At 71.6% G+C, this 17239-nt stretch carries 14 protein-coding genes and 1 pseudogene; 14 read left to right on the top strand and 1 reads right to left on the bottom strand.

Translation table 11 applies throughout. From position 1 onward, the window contains the following. Window positions 1-119: 119 nt before the first annotated feature. Window positions 120-551 carry a Rieske (2Fe-2S) protein gene (locus ABZ951_RS27105; protein ID WP_344097090.1) on the top strand — a complete coding sequence of 144 codons (432 nt, stop codon included), beginning with the start codon at window positions 120-122 and terminating at the stop codon, window positions 549-551. Window positions 552-581: 30 nt separating this feature from the next. Here the strand turns inward: ABZ951_RS27105 and ABZ951_RS27100 are convergent, their stop codons facing one another. Then, complete coding sequence (locus ABZ951_RS27100; RefSeq protein WP_344097093.1) at window positions 582-1529, bottom strand: hypothetical protein; 948 nt, start codon at window positions 1527-1529, stop codon at window positions 582-584. Window positions 1530-1778: 249 nt separating this feature from the next. On the opposite strand from ABZ951_RS27100, the gene ABZ951_RS27095 reads away from it, so the two are divergent. The 13 genes and pseudogenes from ABZ951_RS27095 to pgi all read left to right on the top strand — a co-directional run bounded on the left by ABZ951_RS27095 (window position 1779) and on the right by pgi (window position 17138). Beyond that, window positions 1779-2405 (top strand): papain-like cysteine protease family protein, encoded by a 627-nt coding sequence (locus tag ABZ951_RS27095; protein ID WP_344097095.1) that lies wholly within the window; start codon window positions 1779-1781, stop codon window positions 2403-2405. 4 nt (window positions 2406-2409) lie between these two features. After that, window positions 2410-3264, top strand: a complete 855-nt coding sequence (locus tag ABZ951_RS27090; RefSeq protein WP_361280891.1) for a hypothetical protein — start codon at window positions 2410-2412, stop codon at window positions 3262-3264. Window positions 3265-3420: 156 nt separating this feature from the next. Continuing rightward, entirely contained in the window at window positions 3421-5442 is a 2022-nt protein-coding gene (uvrC, locus tag ABZ951_RS27085) for an excinuclease ABC subunit UvrC (protein WP_344091168.1), read from the top strand. 135 nt (window positions 5443-5577) lie between these two features. Beyond that, on the top strand, window positions 5578-6510 hold the full coding sequence (rapZ, locus tag ABZ951_RS27080; RefSeq protein WP_344091166.1) for an RNase adapter RapZ: 933 nt from the start codon (window positions 5578-5580) through the stop codon (window positions 6508-6510). Continuing rightward, on the top strand, window positions 6507-7544 hold the full coding sequence (yvcK, locus tag ABZ951_RS27075) for a uridine diphosphate-N-acetylglucosamine-binding protein YvcK (RefSeq protein WP_344091164.1): 1038 nt from the start codon (window positions 6507-6509) through the stop codon (window positions 7542-7544). The genes rapZ and yvcK overlap by 4 nt, the downstream gene beginning before the upstream one ends. Then, complete coding sequence (gene whiA / locus ABZ951_RS27070; RefSeq protein ID WP_071964484.1) at window positions 7535-8542, top strand: DNA-binding protein WhiA; 1008 nt, start codon at window positions 7535-7537, stop codon at window positions 8540-8542. The genes yvcK and whiA overlap by 10 nt, the downstream gene beginning before the upstream one ends. Before the next feature lie 186 nt (window positions 8543-8728). Next, a pseudogene (locus ABZ951_RS27065) lies at window positions 8729-10939 on the top strand (M14 family metallopeptidase); the annotation flags it as partial. Between the two features lie 385 nt (window positions 10940-11324). Continuing rightward, window positions 11325-12329, top strand: a complete 1005-nt coding sequence (gene gap / locus ABZ951_RS27060) for a type I glyceraldehyde-3-phosphate dehydrogenase (protein WP_344091159.1) — start codon at window positions 11325-11327, stop codon at window positions 12327-12329. Between the two features lie 118 nt (window positions 12330-12447). Further along, window positions 12448-13659, top strand: a complete 1212-nt coding sequence (locus ABZ951_RS27055; RefSeq protein ID WP_344091157.1) for a phosphoglycerate kinase — start codon at window positions 12448-12450, stop codon at window positions 13657-13659. 18 nt (window positions 13660-13677) lie between these two features. Further along, window positions 13678-14460 (top strand): triose-phosphate isomerase, encoded by a 783-nt coding sequence (gene tpiA, locus ABZ951_RS27050; protein ID WP_344091155.1) that lies wholly within the window; start codon window positions 13678-13680, stop codon window positions 14458-14460. A gap of 114 nt (window positions 14461-14574) precedes the next feature. After that, complete coding sequence (gene secG, locus ABZ951_RS27045; RefSeq protein ID WP_344091152.1) at window positions 14575-14805, top strand: preprotein translocase subunit SecG; 231 nt, start codon at window positions 14575-14577, stop codon at window positions 14803-14805. A 183-nt stretch (window positions 14806-14988) separates the two neighbouring features. Continuing rightward, entirely contained in the window at window positions 14989-15324 is a 336-nt protein-coding gene (locus ABZ951_RS27040) for an RNA polymerase-binding protein RbpA (RefSeq protein WP_079110552.1), read from the top strand. Between the two features lie 149 nt (window positions 15325-15473). Next, window positions 15474-17138, top strand: coding sequence for a glucose-6-phosphate isomerase (gene pgi, locus ABZ951_RS27035; RefSeq protein ID WP_344091177.1), 1665 nt, complete (start codon window positions 15474-15476; stop codon window positions 17136-17138). Window positions 17139-17239: the final 101 nt, after the last annotated feature.

Raw genomic sequence — 17239 nt, 5'->3', positions numbered from 1 at the left:
GCCCACGGCGCGCCGGCGGCAGGCCGGACGCCAGCCGTCCGTCCGGGGGAGCGGTAGGGGGAATTCCGCGGGCCGGTAGGGTCGGTGCGTCGCGTTCGCAGCTCACCCCGGGAGCCCCCATGACCAGCCCCAGCCCCTGCTCGTCCCGCCGTACCGTGCTGCGCGGAGCGGCGCTGGCGGGTGCCGCCGGGCTCGGCGCGGTGGCCTGCGGGGGCGGCGGCACCGGTACCCGGGGACCGGCCACGCCCACGGCCCCGGTGGACCTCGGCGAGCCGTCCGGGATCCCCGTCGGCGGGGCGAAGCTCTACCGCGAGCAGCGGCTCGTCGTCTCGCAGCCCGCCAAGGGCGAGTACAAGGCGTTCAGCGCGGTGTGCACGCACGCCGGCTGTGTCGTCGACAAGCTGGAGGACGGGAAGGTCAGCTGCCCCTGCCACGGCAGCAAGTTCGACGTGCACACCGGCAAGGTCCTCCAGGGGCCGGCCGGCGCCCCCCTGCCTGCCGTGCCCGTCAAGACGTCGGGCGGCAAGCTGATCGCGGGCCCGGACGCCTGACCGCGGGCCCGCAGACCCCCGCCCGCGCGCCTACGACCAGTCCCAGGCGATCCCCACGATCCCCGGGCGCACCGCCGGCTCCACGAGGTGCACCCCGCGGTGCCGCCCCGCCAGCGTCAGCTCCTGCTGTCCGCCGCGCGGCGCGCCCGCCGACGTCCGGGTGAAGCGGCGGCAGCGCACCGGCAGCGCGGCGGCGTCGAAGCGGACCTGGAGGACGTACTGTCCGCCCGCGAAGCTGAAGCCGCGGACGTACTCGCTGCTCGGCCCGCCGGTGCCGTCGTCGAAGCCGTAGCCGAAGACGTAGGTGTCCCCGGCGCGCAGCCGGGTGTCGAAGAGCAGTTCCGCGACGAGGACACCGGAGGCCGCGTGCCAGCGGACGCGCCCCACCCGGCAGTTCTCGGTGGCCCGGACGGTGACCTGCCCGGGGTCGCAGCCGGCGTCCCCGTGGTGGATGGCCACGTACCGGTCGACGCCGTCCCGGTGCGCGCGCACCACGTGGTGGGACTCGCGGCCCAGGAGCTCCCGTCCGGCCCCTATGAGGACCCGTTCCAGGTGGCAGACGGTGTGCAGCCCGCCGTCGGCCGGTGACTCCAGCTCCGCGAGCAGCCGCTCCAGGACGCGTGCCTCCTCCAGCAGGGAACGGTAGGACCGCGTGGCCGGCCGTTCGGCCCCGGCCCCGGCACCCGCGGGTTCGAGCAGCCGGGTCAGGGAATCGGCCGGCAGGTCCAGCACGTCCTCCAGCATCCGCACGGCGCGGAGGGACTCCGCCCGCTGCGGCCGCCGGGCCCCCTGCTGCCAGTAGCTGAGGCTCGTCACCCCGACCCGCACGCCGCGCTGCGCCAGCCGGTGCTGCACCCGGTGCAGGGCCAGCCCGCGTGCGCTCAGCGCGGTCCGCAGTGCCAGGTGGAACGGGCCGGTGCGCAGGGCCTGCGCCAGTTCGGCCTCGGTCACACCCGCCTGTGAGCTGCTGCGTCCCAAGGTGCTCGCCCCCTCGCCCCCTGTGAATATTCACCGGCCGCAGGGGCGGAGCGGGCCGCCGGACCGCTGAGTTCCTCCTGGCCGGGCACCGGCCGTTCACATCCGGTACCGGCTGTTCACACCGGCCGGTTCACCGAGCATTGAAACCTGTTGACCGATCACTGACAACACCCTGATGCTCCTGACCAGCGTCCGGACGCGCTCCTCCACCAGAAACAGCAACCCCCCATCGCCTCGGGAGGAACGTCCATGTCCCGTGCATCGGCACAGCACGAAAAGCCAGGAAAGACCCGCATACGCGGCAGACGGCTGTCCCTGACGGCCCTCGTCGCCGCCGCGCTGTTCGCCGTCCCCACCACGGCGAGCGCCGCCACCGGCGACCACACCGCACAGCTCGCGTCCAAGAAGCTCAACATCACCATGCAGGCCCAGCAGAAGACCAACTGGTGCTGGGCGGCGGCGGGCAACACCATCGCCACCTGGTTCGGCCGCGGCTACAGCCAGAACCAGTTCTGCAACGCCGCCTTCAACCGGCAGCAGGGCACGGAGTGCCCCAACAACCAGGCCACCCTGGGCAATGTGCAGAACGCCCTGAGGTGGGCGGGCATCAACTCCGGCTCGTACGTGACCGGCTGGCTGCGCTACCCGACCGTCCAGGCCGAGATCAGCGCCGACCGGCCGATCGAGACCCGCATCCAGTGGGCCTCCGGCGGCGGTCACATGCACACCCTCTACGGATACGACGACGCCAACAGCTGGGTCTACTGGGGAGACCCCTGGCCCTCCAACAGCCGCTACAACTGGGCCTCGCACAGCTGGTACGTCAACAACTCGGAGTTCTCCTGGACGCACTCGCTCTACCGGATCGGAGCGTGACGCCATGACCGTCCACGCCAGGCAGAACGCGGCCCGTGCGGCGGCCGCCGGAGCGCTCACCGCGGCCTTCCTCGGCCTCGCGCCCCTCGCGCACGCCGACGACACCCCGGTGGCACCCGCCGCGCCCTCCCGCGCCGGGGTCGCCGCGGCCCACGAGGCGGCGGCCGCTCCCACGACCCTCGACACCCTCGCCCGCTTCTTCGCCCGGGACGGCGCCGTCGCCCAGGCGGAGGCACAGCCCCGGATCGAGGGCGCGACGGTGCCCGTCTACACGCTCGCCCCGGACTTCGTGGCGGGCAAGGACGGCGCCGCCGTGGCCACCCTCGACTTCCTCGCCAGCAAGGCGGTCTCCGCGGACGGGCAGCGCGCGTCGGTGTGGACCGTGCCGGCCGGGGACACCTGGAAGGTGGTCAACATCGCCACCGGTGACGACGAGACGCGCTACGCGGCCGAGGGGGACCGCAAGCTCGGCGGCGGCACCGTCTTCCGGGAACCGCAGATCGACGCCTGGTACGTCCAGCGCGGCGACCGGGTGCTGCCCCTCGATCCGGACGCCACCCGTGCCGTCGGGGCGGGCGGCACGACCGTCGACCGCTACCGGGCCCGTGTCCGGAAGGAGTACGGCGACAAGCTGCCCGGCTCCGCCTACGAGAAGAAGGGGCTCGCGGGCGGCTACGCGGGCCGGGCGGAGACCGCGGGGAAGCCCGCCCCGGACCCCGCCGCCGGGCGCACGGTGACGGTCGCGGCGCGCACCGACGCCGGCGGACCGGCCGGGGCGGTCACCGCCGCGGCCGCCGCGGCGGCGGCCCTGGCCCTGGGCGGCTCGGTGCTGGCGGTGCGCAGGCTGCGCCGCCGCTGAGACCGCTGCCCCCGCACCACCCTCTATGAGGGAGCGGCACCGTGCCGCTCCCGCTCCGGCCCCGGCGTCCCCACGCGCCGGGGCCGGTCCCTCGGCCCGCGCGCCCGGCACGGCTCGGCGATGGTGTTGTCAGTGCCCGCAAGTAGGGTGTGTGACATGGCCGACCCCAGCAGCTACCGACCCAAGCCGGGACAGATCCCCGACTCGCCGGGGGTCTACAGGTTCCGTGACGAGCACGGCCGCGTGATCTACGTCGGAAAGGCGAAGAGCCTGCGCCAGCGGCTCTCCTCGTACTTCCAGGACATCACCGGTCTGCACCCGCGCACCCGCACCATGGTCACCACCGCCGCCTCGGTGGAGTGGACGGTGGTGTCCACCGAGGTCGAGGCGCTCCAGCTCGAGTACTCCTGGATCAAGGAGTACGACCCCCGGTTCAACGTCAAGTACCGGGACGACAAGAGCTATCCCTCCCTCGCCGTCACCATGGGCGAGGAGTTCCCGCGCGTGCAGGTCATGCGCGGCCCCAAGAAGAAGGGCGTGCGCTACTTCGGCCCGTACGCCCACGCCTGGGCCATCCGCGAGACCGTCGATCTGATGCTGCGCGTCTTCCCCGTCCGCACGTGCTCGGCCGGAGTGTTCAAGCGCTCCGCCCAGATCGGCCGCCCCTGCCTGCTCGGTTACATCGGCAAGTGCTCCGCCCCTTGCGTGGGCCGGGTCAGCGCCGAGGAGCACCGCGAACTGGCGGAGGACTTCTGCGACTTCATGGCCGGCCGCACCGGCGCCTACCTCCGCCGCCTGGAGGAGCAGATGCGCGAGGCCGCCGAGGAAATGGAGTACGAGAAGGCCGCCCGCCTGCGGGACGATATGGAGGCCCTCCGGCGCGCCATGGAGAAGAACGCCGTCGTCCTCGCCGACGCCACCGACGCCGACCTGATCGCCGTCGCGGAGGACGAGTTGGAGGCCGCCGTGCAGATCTTCCACGTCCGCGGCGGGCGCGTGCGCGGCCAGCGCGGCTGGGTGACCGACAAGGTCGAGGCCGTCGACACCGCCGGCCTGGTCGAGCACGCCTTGCAGCAGCTCTACGGCGAGGAGAAGGGCGACGCGGTCCCCAAGGAGGTTCTCGTCCCCGCCCTCCCGGATCCGGTCGAGCCCGTCGCCCAGTGGCTCACCGAGCGGCGCGGCTCCCGCGTCGACCTGCGCATCCCCCAGCGCGGCGACAAGAAGGACCTGATGGCCACCGTCCAGCGCAACGCCGGACAGGCCCTGGCCCTGCACAAGACCAAGCGGGCCTCCGACCTCACCACCCGCTCCCGCGCCCTGGAGGAGATCGCCGACGCCCTCGGCCTGGACTCCGCGCCGCTGCGCATCGAGTGCTTCGACATCTCCCACCTCCAGGGGGAGGACGTCGTCGCCTCCATGGTCGTCTTCGAGGACGGCCTCGCCCGCAAGAGCGAGTACCGCCGCTTCCAGATCAGGAGCTTCGCCGGACAGGACGACGTCCGCTCGATGCACGAGGTCGTCGGCCGCCGCTTCCGCCGCTACCTCCAGGAGAAGCAGAAGACGGGGGAGTGGCAGGACGGCCCCGGCGCCCCCGAGGACACGGCGGGTCCCGGCGGTGCCGTGAGCCCCGGCGAGGTCATCGAGCCGGACGCGCCGGCCGACGACCGGCCCAAGCGGTTCGCCTACCCCCCGCAGCTCGTGGTGGTCGACGGCGGGCAGCCCCAGGTGGCCGCCGCCCGGCGGGCCCTGGACGAGCTCGGCATCACCGACGTGGCGGTCTGCGGTCTCGCCAAGCGCCTGGAAGAGGTCTGGCTGCCCGACGACGACGATCCCGTCGTCCTGCCCCGCACCAGCGAGGGCCTCTACCTCCTCCAGCGCGTCCGCGACGAGGCGCACCGCTTCGCCATCGCCTACCAGCGCAGCAAGCGCACCAAGACCCTGCGGTCCGGGCCCCTCGACGCCGTCGCCGGCCTCGGCGACACGCGCAAGAAGGCGCTGCTGAAGCACTTCGGCTCCGTCAAGCGGCTGCGCGCCGCGACGATCGAACAGATCTGCGAGACGCCCGGCATCGGCCGCAAGACCGCCGAGACGATCGCCGCCGCCCTCGCCGCGTCGGCCCCGCCCGCCCCTGCCGTCAACACCGCGACAGGCGAGATCATGGACGATGCGGAGGAATGATGGACGCGGACTCCGGCGGCCACGGCCGGCGCTGTACGGGCGGACGGCAGGTGCCGTTCCACCCGTGGACACCGCAAGACCGCAGTATGGAAGACGGGGCCGCACCCGCGGCACCGGCAGAACGGGGGTAGCAGCATGACCGGGACCGATCGAGACGGAGCACAGGTGAGTACGGCGACCACGGCGGACGCGGCCGGCGAGACAGCGGGCATCCCCGAGCTGGTGATCATCTCCGGCATGTCGGGGGCGGGCCGCAGCACCGCCGCCAAGTGCCTGGAGGACCTCGGCTGGTTCGTCGTGGACAACCTGCCGCCCGCCCTGATCCCCACCATGGTGGACCTCGGCGCCCGCTCGCAGGGCAACGTGGCCCGGATCGCCGTGGTCGTGGACGTCCGCGGGCGCCGCTTCTTCGACAACCTCCGGGAGTCCCTCGCGGACCTCGCCGCCAAGAAGGTCAAGCGCCGCGTGATCTTCCTGGAGGCGTCCGACGACGCCCTGGTGCGCCGCTTCGAGTCCGTGCGCCGCCCGCACCCCCTCCAGGGCTCCGGGCGCATCGTCGACGGCATCGCCGCCGAGCGGGACCTGCTGCGCGAGCTGCGCGGCGACGCCGACCTGGTGATCGACACCTCCAGCCTCAACGTCCACGAGCTGCGCGCCAAGATGGACGCCCAGTTCGCCGGCGAGGAGGAGCCGGAGCTGCGCGCCACCGTCATGTCCTTCGGCTACAAGTACGGCCTCCCCGTCGACGCCGACCTCGTGGTCGACTGCCGCTTCCTGCCCAACCCGCACTGGGTCCCCGAGCTGCGCCCCTTCACCGGCCTCAACGAGGAGGTCTCGGGCTACGTCTTCAACCAGCCCGGCGCCAAGGAGTTCCTCGACCGTTACACCGAACTGCTCCAGCTCATCGCCGCGGGCTACCGCCGCGAGGGCAAGCGCTACGTGACCATCGCCGTCGGCTGCACCGGCGGCAAGCACCGCTCCGTCGCGATGTCCGAGAAGCTCGCCCACCGACTGGCCACCGAAGGTGTCGAGACCGTCGTCGTCCACAGGGACATGGGGCGCGAGTGACCGGCCGCACGTTCCGGCTGCGCCGGGTCCGCCGCCTGGTCCCCGCCCGGGGCGGGCGGTCCACCCGTGGCGCGCAGCCCAAGGTCGTCGCGCTCGGCGGCGGCCACGGCCTGTCGGCGTCGCTCGCCGCCCTGCGCCGGATCACCGGCGACCTGACGGCCGTCGTCACCGTCGCCGACGACGGCGGCTCTAGCGGCCGGCTCCGCGACGAGCTGGGCGTGCTGCCCCCCGGGGACCTGCGCAAGGCCCTCGCCGCCCTGTGCGGCGACGACGACTGGGGCCAGACCTGGGCCCGCGTCATCAAGCACCGCTTCGCCAGCGAGGGCGACCTGCACGGCCACGCCGTCGGCAATCTGCTGATCGTCGCCCTGTGGGAGCAGCTCGGCGACCACGTCCAGGCCCTGGACCTGGTCGGCAAGCTGCTCGGCGCGCACGGCCGGGTGCTGCCCATGTCCGCGGTGCCGCTGGAGCTCCAGGCGCTCGTCCGGGGCCACGACCCGGCCGAGCCCGACGCGATCAGCACCGTCCGCGGCCAGGCCACCGTGGCCCTCACCCCCGGCGAGGTGCAGTCCGTGCACGTCGTGCCGGAGGACCCGCCGGCGGTCCCCGAGGCCGTCGCGGCCGTCCTGGACGCCGACTGGGTGGTCCTCGGCCCCGGCTCCTGGTTCTCCTCCGTGATCCCGCACCTGCTGGTCCCCGAGCTGCTCGAAGCGCTGCAGGAGACCAAGGCCCGCCGGGTCCTGTCGTTGAACCTCGCACCACAGCCCGGTGAAACCGATGGCTTCTCCCCGCAGCGTCATTTGGAGGTTTTGGCCCGACACGCCCCTAAACTCGCCCTGGACGTGGTGCTGGCCGACGAGGCCGCCGTGCCCGACCGCGAAAGCCTCATCGACGCCGCCAAACGGCTCGGAGCCGCGGTCGAGCTGGCGCCGGTCGCCGCGCCCGACAGCTCGCCGACGCATGACCCCGAGCTGTTGGCCGCCGCGTACGACCGTATTTTTCGGATGCATGGAAGGATCGGCCCATGGCGATGACGGCAGCGGTGAAGGATGAAATCTCCCGGCTCCCCGTCACCCGGACCTGCTGCCGGAAAGCGGAGGTCTCGGCGATCCTGCGGTTCGCGGGCGGGCTGCACCTGGTCAGCGGGCGCATCGTGATCGAGGCGGAGCTGGACACCGGGATCGCCGCCCGGCGGCTGCGCAAGGACATCCTGGAGATCTTCGGGCACGCCTCCGACCTGGTGGTGATGGCCCCCGGCGGGCTGCGCCGCGGCAGCCGGTACGTGGTGCGGGTAGTGGCGGGCGGTGATCAGCTGGCCCGCCAGACCGGCCTGGTCGACGGCCGCGGCCGGCCGATCCGCGGCCTGCCCCCGCAGGTCGTCTCCGGCGCCACCTGTGACGCGGAGGCCGCCTGGCGGGGCGCCTTCCTGGCCCACGGTTCGCTCACCGAGCCCGGTCGCTCCTCCTCCCTGGAGGTGACCTGCCCCGGCCCGGAGGCGGCCCTCGCCCTGGTCGGGGCCGCCCGCCGGCTCCAGATCGCGGCCAAGGCGCGCGAGGTCCGCGGAGTGGACCGCGTGGTCGTCCGGGACGGTGACGCGATCGGCGCCCTGTTGACGCGGCTGGGCGCGCACGAGTCGGTGCTCGCCTGGGAGGAGCGGCGGATGCGCCGCGAGGTCCGGGCCACCGCCAACCGCCTCGCCAATTTCGACGACGCCAACCTCCGCCGCTCCGCGCGCGCCGCCGTCGCCGCCGGCGCCCGGGTCCAGCGGGCCCTGGAGATCCTCGGCGAGGAGGTGCCCGAGCACCTCGCCGCGGCCGGCCGGCTGCGCATGGAGCACAAGCAGGCGTCCCTGGAGGAGCTGGGCGCCCTCGCCGACCCGCCGCTCACCAAGGACGCCGTCGCCGGCCGGATCCGACGGCTGCTGGCCATGGCCGACAAGCGCGCACAGGACCTGGGCATCCCCGGCACGGAGTCCAACCTCTCCGACCTCTCGGACCTCTCGGAGGAGATGGCCGAGGGCATGGTCGGCTGACCAGCCCCGACGCCCCGCCCCCGCGCTCAGGGCCCGCCCGGCCCCGGCAGACCCCGCCCCCCGGCGGCCCGACCCGGCCGCCGGGGGCGCCGCGTTCCCCCACCGAGGCCCCATTGACATGAGCATGGGCCTTCACCAGCCTGGCGCCGTGTGCACTGACGTGGCAGACACCAGCAAGGGGGGCTCATGAGACGCAGAACGAGAACGTTCGCGGGGTTCGGAGCAGTGGCTTCGCTGTTGATCGGCGGACTGGCCGCGGCACCCTTCGCCCAGGCAGGACCGGCCCCGGACGCCGGCGCCGACCCCGGCCCGATCGGCGTGTGGACGGCCGAGGTCACCGCCGCACAGGTCCCGCTGCTCCTCCAGGCCGGCGCCGACGGGCACGAGCTGGGCGAGCGGATCCCCGCGGACCGCACCGCCCCGGTCGAGCTCCACCTCACCGCCCGGCAGGCCCAGGCCCTGCGGGAGCGGAAGGTGGACCTCACCGAGCGGCGGGTGCCGCAGCGGACCCAGGAGAGGCTCAAGGCCGCGGGGGACGGCGTCTTCCGCCCGTACAGCGGGAAGAAGGGCCTCAAGCAGGAGATCACCGACACGGCCCGCGCGCACCCCGGCCTCACCAAGGTCGTCAGCATCGGCAAGACGGTGCGCGGCCAGGACATCCTCGCCCTCAAGGTCAGCCGGAACGCGGCCAAGACCGACGACGGCGACAAGCCCGCGGTCCTCTACGCCTCCAATCAGCACGCCCGGGAGTGGATCACGCCGGAGATGACCCGGCGGCTGATGCACCACTACCTCGACGGCTACGGCAAGGACGACCGGATCACCCGGCTCGTGGACCGGACGGAGCTGTGGTTCGTGCTGTCCGCCAACCCGGACGGCTACGACCACACCTTCCAGGGCCCGGACACCCGCCTGTGGCGCAAGAACCTCCGCGACAACAACGGCGACGGCAAGATCACCGCCGGCGACGGCGTCGACCTCAACCGCAACTTCTCCCACCGGTGGGGCTACGACAACGAGGGCTCCTCGCCCCGGCCCGCCTCCGAGACCTACCGCGGCCCCGCTGCATCGTCCGAGCCGGAGACGCGGGCCATGGACGGGCTCCAGAAGCGCCTCCACTTCCGCTACGCGATCAACTACCACTCGGCGGCCGAACTGCTGCTCTACGGCGTCGGCTGGCAGGTCAACACGCCCACCCCGGACGACGTCCTGTACAGGGCGCTGGCCGGCACCCCGGAGAAGTCCGCGATACCCGGCTACCGCCCCCAGCTCTCCTCGGAGCTCTACACCACCAACGGCGAAGCCGACGGCCACGCGGCCAACGTCAACGGCACGATGATGTTCACCCCCGAGATGTCGACCTGCCAGACGGTCTCCGCGCTCGACCCGGACGACCCCTGGAACCCGGCCGACTGCCGCTCCGGCTTCACCTTCCCCGACGACGAGAAGCTGATCCAGCAGGAGTTCGCCAAGAACGTCCCCTTCGCGCTCGCCGTCGCCGAGACCGCATCCCACCGGGCCGGCCCCGACCGCCCGGCGCCCTCGGCCGTCCTGCCCGCCCCGGACTTCACCCCCGACACCTTCACCACCTCCTACGCGCGGGGCGAGGAGCAGCAGGTCGCCGTCACCGCGCGCAAGAGCCTGCGGGACAAGCGCCTCAACTACCGCGTCGACGGCGGCCGGACGCACACCGAGCGCCTGGAGGCGTGGGAGGGCGGCGACCGCTACGGCGGTGAGGACAACCTCCACTTCGACCAGTACCGGGCCTCGGTCGAGGGCGCCGATCCCGGCTCCACCGTGCAGGTCTGGTACACCGCCCGCACCCGTGAGGGCCGGCGCACCGCCAGCGAGCCCTTCACCTACACCGTGGCGAAGCGGCCCCGTACCGACACCCTCGTCATCGCCGACGAGGGCGCCCCCGCGCGGCAGCTGGCGGCCTACACCGAGGCCCTCGCCGCCGACGGCCGCAGGGCCGCCGTCTGGGACGTCGCCGCACAGGGCGCCCCGCACGCCCTCGGCGTCCTCGGCAACTTCACCACCGTCGTCTGGTACTCGGCCGCCAACCGGCCCGGAGGCGACACGCTGCTCGCCGTCCGGGACTTCGTCAACGAAGGGGGCAAGCTGATCGCCGCGGGCACCCTGGCCGGCGGCAGCGCGCGGGTCGGCCGCGCCGACACCGACGACTTCGGCCAGTACTACCTGGGAGCGGGCCACAGGCTCTCCCACCCCAGGCCGCCGCGGTTCCACGGCACCGGTGCCCTCGCCGGCACCTCGGTAGCCCTCGGGGACGCCCCGGGCGTCCCGCTGGACACCGCCGGGTCCTTCAGCTCCCTTTCGGACGACCTGCCGCCCGAGACCTTCCCGCACTTCCGCAGCGCCGCGGCCGGCGACTACGCCGCTCCCGCGTCCCCCGTCCGGGCGGACCCGTCCGTCACTCTCGGTGACAGCGGGGCGTCACTCTCCGCAGCCGCCGCCCACTTCTCGGCGGCCGTCACCACACCCGACACCGTGCTGCTGGGCTTCGGTCTGGAGCACGTACGGGACGCCCGGGAACGCGCCACGCTCCTCGGCGCGGCCCTGCGCGCCATCGGCGGATGACCTCCGCCGGCGCACGACCAGGGGCCCCGTCCCGAGGGCGCGCAATTGTGCCTGAGGCCGCCCACTTGTGCAAGACCCTTCAATGTCACATACCCCTGTACTTAGAGGTAGGGTCGTTGGTGGTCGGGGACTTCCCATACAGCCGCCGGCGGACAGACCGGCAAACCAACGAGGAGATCGGTTCGTGACGATCCGCGTAGGCATCAACGGCTTTGGCCGTATCGGTCGTAACTACTTCCGCGCGCTGCTGGAGCAGGGTGCGGACATCCAGATCGTCGGTGTCAACGACCTGACCGACAACGCCACCCTGGTCCACCTGCTGAAGTACGACACCATCCTGGGTCGTCTGAAGCAGGAGGTCAGCCACACCGACGACTCGATCACTGTCGGTTCCATGACCTTCAAGACGATGGCTGAGCGCGACCCCGCCAACCTGCCCTGGGGCGAGCTGGGCGCCGACATCGTCATCGAGTCCACCGGCATCTTCACCAAGAAGGCCGACGCCGCGAAGCACATCGCGGCCGGCGCCAAGAAGGTCCTGATCTCCGCGCCCGCCAAGGACGAGGACATCACGGTCGTCATGGGCGTCAACCAGGACAAGTACGACGCGGCCAGCCACCACGTCATCTCCAACGCCTCCTGCACCACCAACTGCGTGGCGCCGATGGCGAAGGTCCTCGACGAGAGCTTCGGCATCGTCAAGGGCATGATGACCACGGTCCACGCGTACACCAACGACCAGCGCATCCTGGACTTCCCGCACTCCGACCTGCGCCGCGCCCGCGCCGCCGCGGAGAACATCATCCCGACCTCGACGGGTGCCGCCAAGGCCACCGCCCTGGTCCTCCCGCAGCTCAAGGGCAAGCTGGACGGCATCGCCATGCGCGTCCCGGTCCCGACCGGCTCGGTCACCGACCTGGTCCTCGAGCTCGACCGCGAGACCACCAAGGAAGAGATCAACGCCGCCTTCCAGAAGGCCGCCGAGGGTCAGCTCAAGGGCATCCTCGAGTACACCGAGGACGCGATCGTCTCCTCCGACATCGTGAACTGGCCGGCCTCCTGCACCTTCGACTCCTCCCTGACCATGGTCCAGGGCAACCAGGTCAAGGTCGTCGGCTGGTACGACAACGAGTGGGGCTACTCCAACCGTCTGGTCGACCTGACCGTCTTCGTCGGTGGCCAGCTCTGATCTGTGCCTGCTGTACGGTCACAGGCATTGAGATGTAGGGGACGGGGCTCGTACGACGCGATGGAGCGTCGTACGGGCCCCGTCTCATGACTAGCCGCTACGTCACCGGAGTCACTGCATGAAGACGATCGACGAACTCCTCCAGGACGGCGTCGAGGGCAAGCGGATCTTCGTCCGCGCCGACCTCAACGTGCCGCTCGACGGCACGACCATCACCGACGACGGCCGGATCCGCGCCGTCGCCCCGACGATCGCCAAGCTCGCCGGAGCCGGCGCCAAGGTGATCGTCGCCTCCCACCTGGGCCGCCCCAAGGGCGCCCCGGACCCCCGGTTCTCGCTCGCGCCGGCCGCCGCGCGGCTCGGTGAGATCCTGGGCAAGAACGTCTCGTTCGCCACCGACACGGTCGGGGACAGCGCGAAGGCCACCGTTGCCGCAACGGCGAACGGCGAGGTCACGCTGCTGGAGAACCTCCGTTTCAACGCGGGCGAGACCAGCAAGGACGACGCGGAGCGCGGCGCCTTCGCCGACGAGCTCGCGGCGCTGGCCGACCTCTACGTGGGCGACGGCTTCGGTGCGGTGCACCGCAAGCACGCCTCGGTCTTCGACCTCCCGGCGCGCCTGCCGCACGCCGCGGGTGACCTGATCGCCACCGAGGTCGCCGTCCTGAAGAAGCTCACCGAGGACGTGGCGCGCCCGTACGTCGTCGTGCTCGGCGGTGCCAAGGTCTCCGACAAGCTGGGTGTCATCGACAACCTGCTGGAGAAGGCCGACCGCATCCTCATCGGCGGCGGAATGTCTTACACCTTCCTCAAGGCCAAGGGCCACGAGGTCGGCATCTCGCTGCTGCAGGAGGACCAGGTCCCGGTCTGCCTGGACTACCTGGCGCGCGCGGAGAAGCGCGGCGTGGAGTTCGTCCTCCCCGTCGACGTCCTGGTCTCGGCCGACTTCCCCGACCTGAAGACCAAGGCGCCCGCCAACCCGGAGCTCGTCGCCTCGGACGCCATTCCGGCGGACCAGGAGGGCCTGGACATCGGCCCGAAGACGCGCGAGCTCTACGCCTCGAAGCTCGCTGACGCGGGCACGGTGTTCTGGAACGGCCCGATGGGCGTCTTCGAACACCCCGACTACGCCGGCGGCACCAAGGCCGTCGCCCAGGGCCTGCTCGACAGCTCCGCCTTCACCGTCGTCGGCGGTGGCGACTCGGCCGCGGCCGTGCGCATCCTGGGCTTCGACGAGAACGCTTTCGGCCATATTTCGACCGGTGGCGGCGCGAGCCTCGAATACCTCGAGGGCAAGACGCTCCCCGGCCTCGCCGCACTGGAGGACTGAACCACCGTGGCTGCATCCATGGAAAACACCGGCCGTACCCCGCTGATGGCGGGCAACTGGAAGATGAACCTCAACCACCTTGAGGCCATCGCACAGGTCCAGAAGCTCGCCTTCGCGCTCGCCGACAAGGACTACGAGGCCACCGAGGTCGCCGTCCTGACGCCGTTCACCGACCTGCGCTCCGTGCAGACGCTGGTCGACGGCGACAAGCTCAAGATCAAGTACGGCGCCCAGGACCTCTCGGCGTACGACTCCGGCGCCTACACCGGCGAGATCTCCGGCGCGATGCTGTCCAAGCTCAAGTGCACCTACGTGGCCGTCGGGCACAGCGAGCGCCGCCAGTACCACGCCGAGACGGACGAGATCTGCAACGCCAAGGTCAAGGCCGCCTACCGGCACGGGCTCACCCCGATCCTGTGCGTCGGCGAGGGCCTGGACGTCCGCAAGGCCGGCAACCAGGTCCAGCACACGCTGGCCCAGGTCGACGGCGCCCTGAAGGACATCCCGGCCGAGCAGGCCGAGTCGATCGTCATCGCCTACGAGCCCGTGTGGGCCATCGGCACCGGCGAGGTCGCCACCCCCGAGGACGCCCAGGAGGTCTGCGGGGCCATCCGCGGCCGGCTGGCCGAGCTCTACGGCCGTGAGCTTGCCGACAAGGTGCGCATCCAGTACGGCGGCTCCGTCAAGTCCGGCAACATCGCCGCGATCATGGCGCAGCCGGACGTCGACGGCGCCCTGGTGGGCGGCGCCGCCCTGGACGTGGACGAGTTCTGCAAGATCGTCCGGTTCCGGGACCAGTAGCAGCGCTATGACGACGGGGTCTCCCCGTCGTACCCTGTCGGGGCCGGGACCGGTGCTTTCGCGCCGCCCGGCCCCTCACCGTTCCAGTCCGAGAGAGTTGGTCCAGCCGTGGTCATGGGGTTCTCGATCGCCCTCATCGTCTTCAGCCTGCTGATGATGATGCTGGTGCTCATGCACAAGGGAAAGGGTGGCGGCCTCTCCGACATGTTCGGTGGCGGCATGCAGTCCTCCGTCGGCGGCTCCTCGGTCGCCGAGCGCAACCTCGACCGGATCACCGTGGTGATCGGTCTGCTCTGGTTCGCCTGCATTGTCGTGCTCGGCCTGCTGATGAAGCTCGATAGCTGACGTACCGTCGTGGACGCGGCCTATCATTGGGGTCGTGTCCTCGCGGCCGGGCTGTAACTCCTGCCCCTGGACGCGCGTTGGGCCTTACGTAGACTGGGGCGCCCGCAGCGGAGTCATCGACCGACCCCGCGGCGCAGCCGCTATTTGGCACCGTGCAGCACCATTACGCAGGGAGTTACGACCGTGGCAAGTGGCAACGCGATCCGAGGAAGCCGGGTCGGAGCGGGGCCGATGGGGGAGGCCGAGCGGGGCGAGTCCGCGCCGCGCCTCCGCATCTCCTTCTGGTGCTCGAACGGGCACGAGACGCAGCCGAGCTTCGCCAGCGACGCCCAGGTGCCGGACACCTGGGACTGTCCCCGCTGCGGCTTCCCGGCCGGTCAGGACCGGGACAGCCCCCCGGACCCGCCGCGCACCGAGCCGTACAAGACCCACCTCGCCTACGTCCGGGAGCGGCGCAGCGACGCCGATGGCGAGGCGATCCTCGCCGAGGCCCTCGCGAAGCTCCGCGGGGAGATCTGAGCGCCACCCGTCGAAGCGGCCCGGCCGCGCACCTGTACCAGGAGCGCGACCGGGCCGCTCGCGTGCGGGGGTCGTCTCGTTACGGCCCCTGATCAATTAGGTTGGACGGTGGCGGGGCAGCTACGAGAAGAAGTGGGCTGATGTCCGAGATGAACGCAGAAGGCCGCACCAGGCTCGACCGGATGCCTGAGTGGAACGCGCTGGCCAAGCACCGCGAGGAGCTGGGGGAGGTGCATCTGCGCGAGCTGTTCGCGAACGATCCGCAGCGGGCCGAGCGCTACTCGCTCTCCGTCGGCGATCTGCACCTGGACTACTCCAAGCACCTCGTCACCGACGAGACCCTGCGGCTCCTGCGCGAGCTGGCGGCGGCGGCCGGGGTGGCGGAGCTGCGCGACGCGATGTTCCGCGGCGAGAAGATCAACACCACCGAGGACCGCGCCGTGCTGCACACGGCGCTGCGTGCCCCCGAATCCACCGACATCGAGGTCGAGGGGGCGCACGGCAAGGAGAACGTCGTCCTGGCCGTGCACGCCGTGCTGCGCAAGATGCAGGTCTTCACCGACCGGGTGCGCTCCGGAGACTGGAAGGGCCACACCGGCAAGCGGATCAAGAACGTCGTCAACATTGGTATCGGCGGATCCGACCTCGGTCCGGCGATGGCGTACGAGGCGCTGCGCGCCTATACCGACCGGGAAATGACGTTCCGTTTCGTCTCCAACGTCGACGGCGCCGACCTGCACGAGGCCCTGCGGGACCTCGACCCGGCCGAGACGCTGTTCGTCATCGCGTCGAAGACCTTCACCACGATCGAGACCATCACCAACGCCACCTCCGCCCGCAACTGGCTGCTGACCGGCCTGCGCGCCGGCGAGGAGGCCGTGGCGAAGCACTTCGTGGCGCTGTCGACCAACGAAGAGAAGGTCTCCGAGTTCGGCATCGACACGGCCAACATGTTCGAGTTCTGGGACTGGGTCGGCGGGCGCTACTCCTTCGACTCCGCCATCGGCCTCTCCCTGATGCTCGCCATCGGCCCCGACCACTTCCGCGAGATGCTGGCCGGTTTCCACCTGGTCGACGAGCACTTCCGGTGCGCGCCGCCCGAGGAGAACGCGCCGCTGCTGCTGGGCCTGCTGGGCATCTGGTACGGCAATTTCCACGACGCCCAGTCGCACGCGGTGCTGCCCTACAGCCACTACCTGTCCAAGTTCACGGCGTACCTGCAGCAGCTGGACATGGAGTCCAACGGCAAGTCCACAGGGCGCGACGGACAGCCCGTCAACTGGCAGACGGGTCCCGTCGTCTGGGGCACCCCCGGCACCAACGGCCAGCATGCCTATTACCAGTTGATCCACCAGGGGACGAAGATGATCCCCGCGGACCTCATCGGCTTCGCCAAGCCCGTGGACGACCTGCTGCCGGGTCTGGTCGGGCAGCACGACCTGCTGATGGCGAACCTCTTCGCCCAGGGGCAGGCGCTCGCCTTCGGCAAGACGCCGGAGGAGGTCGCGGCGGAGGGCGTGCCGCCTGAGCTGATCCCGCACAAGACGTTCCGCGGCAACCACCCGACGACGACGGTCCTCGCGAGCGAGCTGACCCCGTCGGTGCTCGGTCAGCTGATCGCCCTCTACGAGCACAAGGTGTTCGTCCAGGGCGCGATCTGGAACATCGACTCCTTCGACCAGTGGGGCGTCGAGCTCGGCAAGGTCCTCGCCAAGCGGGTCGAGCCCGCGCTGGTGGAGGGTGCGGAGGTGCCGGGGCTGGACGCGTCGACGCAGGCGCTGGTCGCGCGGTACCGGGCGCTGCGCGGACGGTAGCCGGACCCTTCGGCCTGCGGGCCGTCTGTGCCGCCTGCGGCGGCGAGCGCCCTGCGGGCGCGTTCTCAAAAGCGCCGGACGGGCTCATGAGCCCGTCCGGC

Origin of the sequence: Streptomyces sp. NPDC046215, from assembly GCF_040646215.1 — a bacterium.
Taxonomy (GTDB): Bacteria; Actinomycetota; Actinomycetes; order Streptomycetales; family Streptomycetaceae; genus Streptomyces; species Streptomyces stramineus.
Note: the sequence above shows the minus strand (reverse complement) of the source record. Positions and strands in the feature narration are given on the sequence as shown.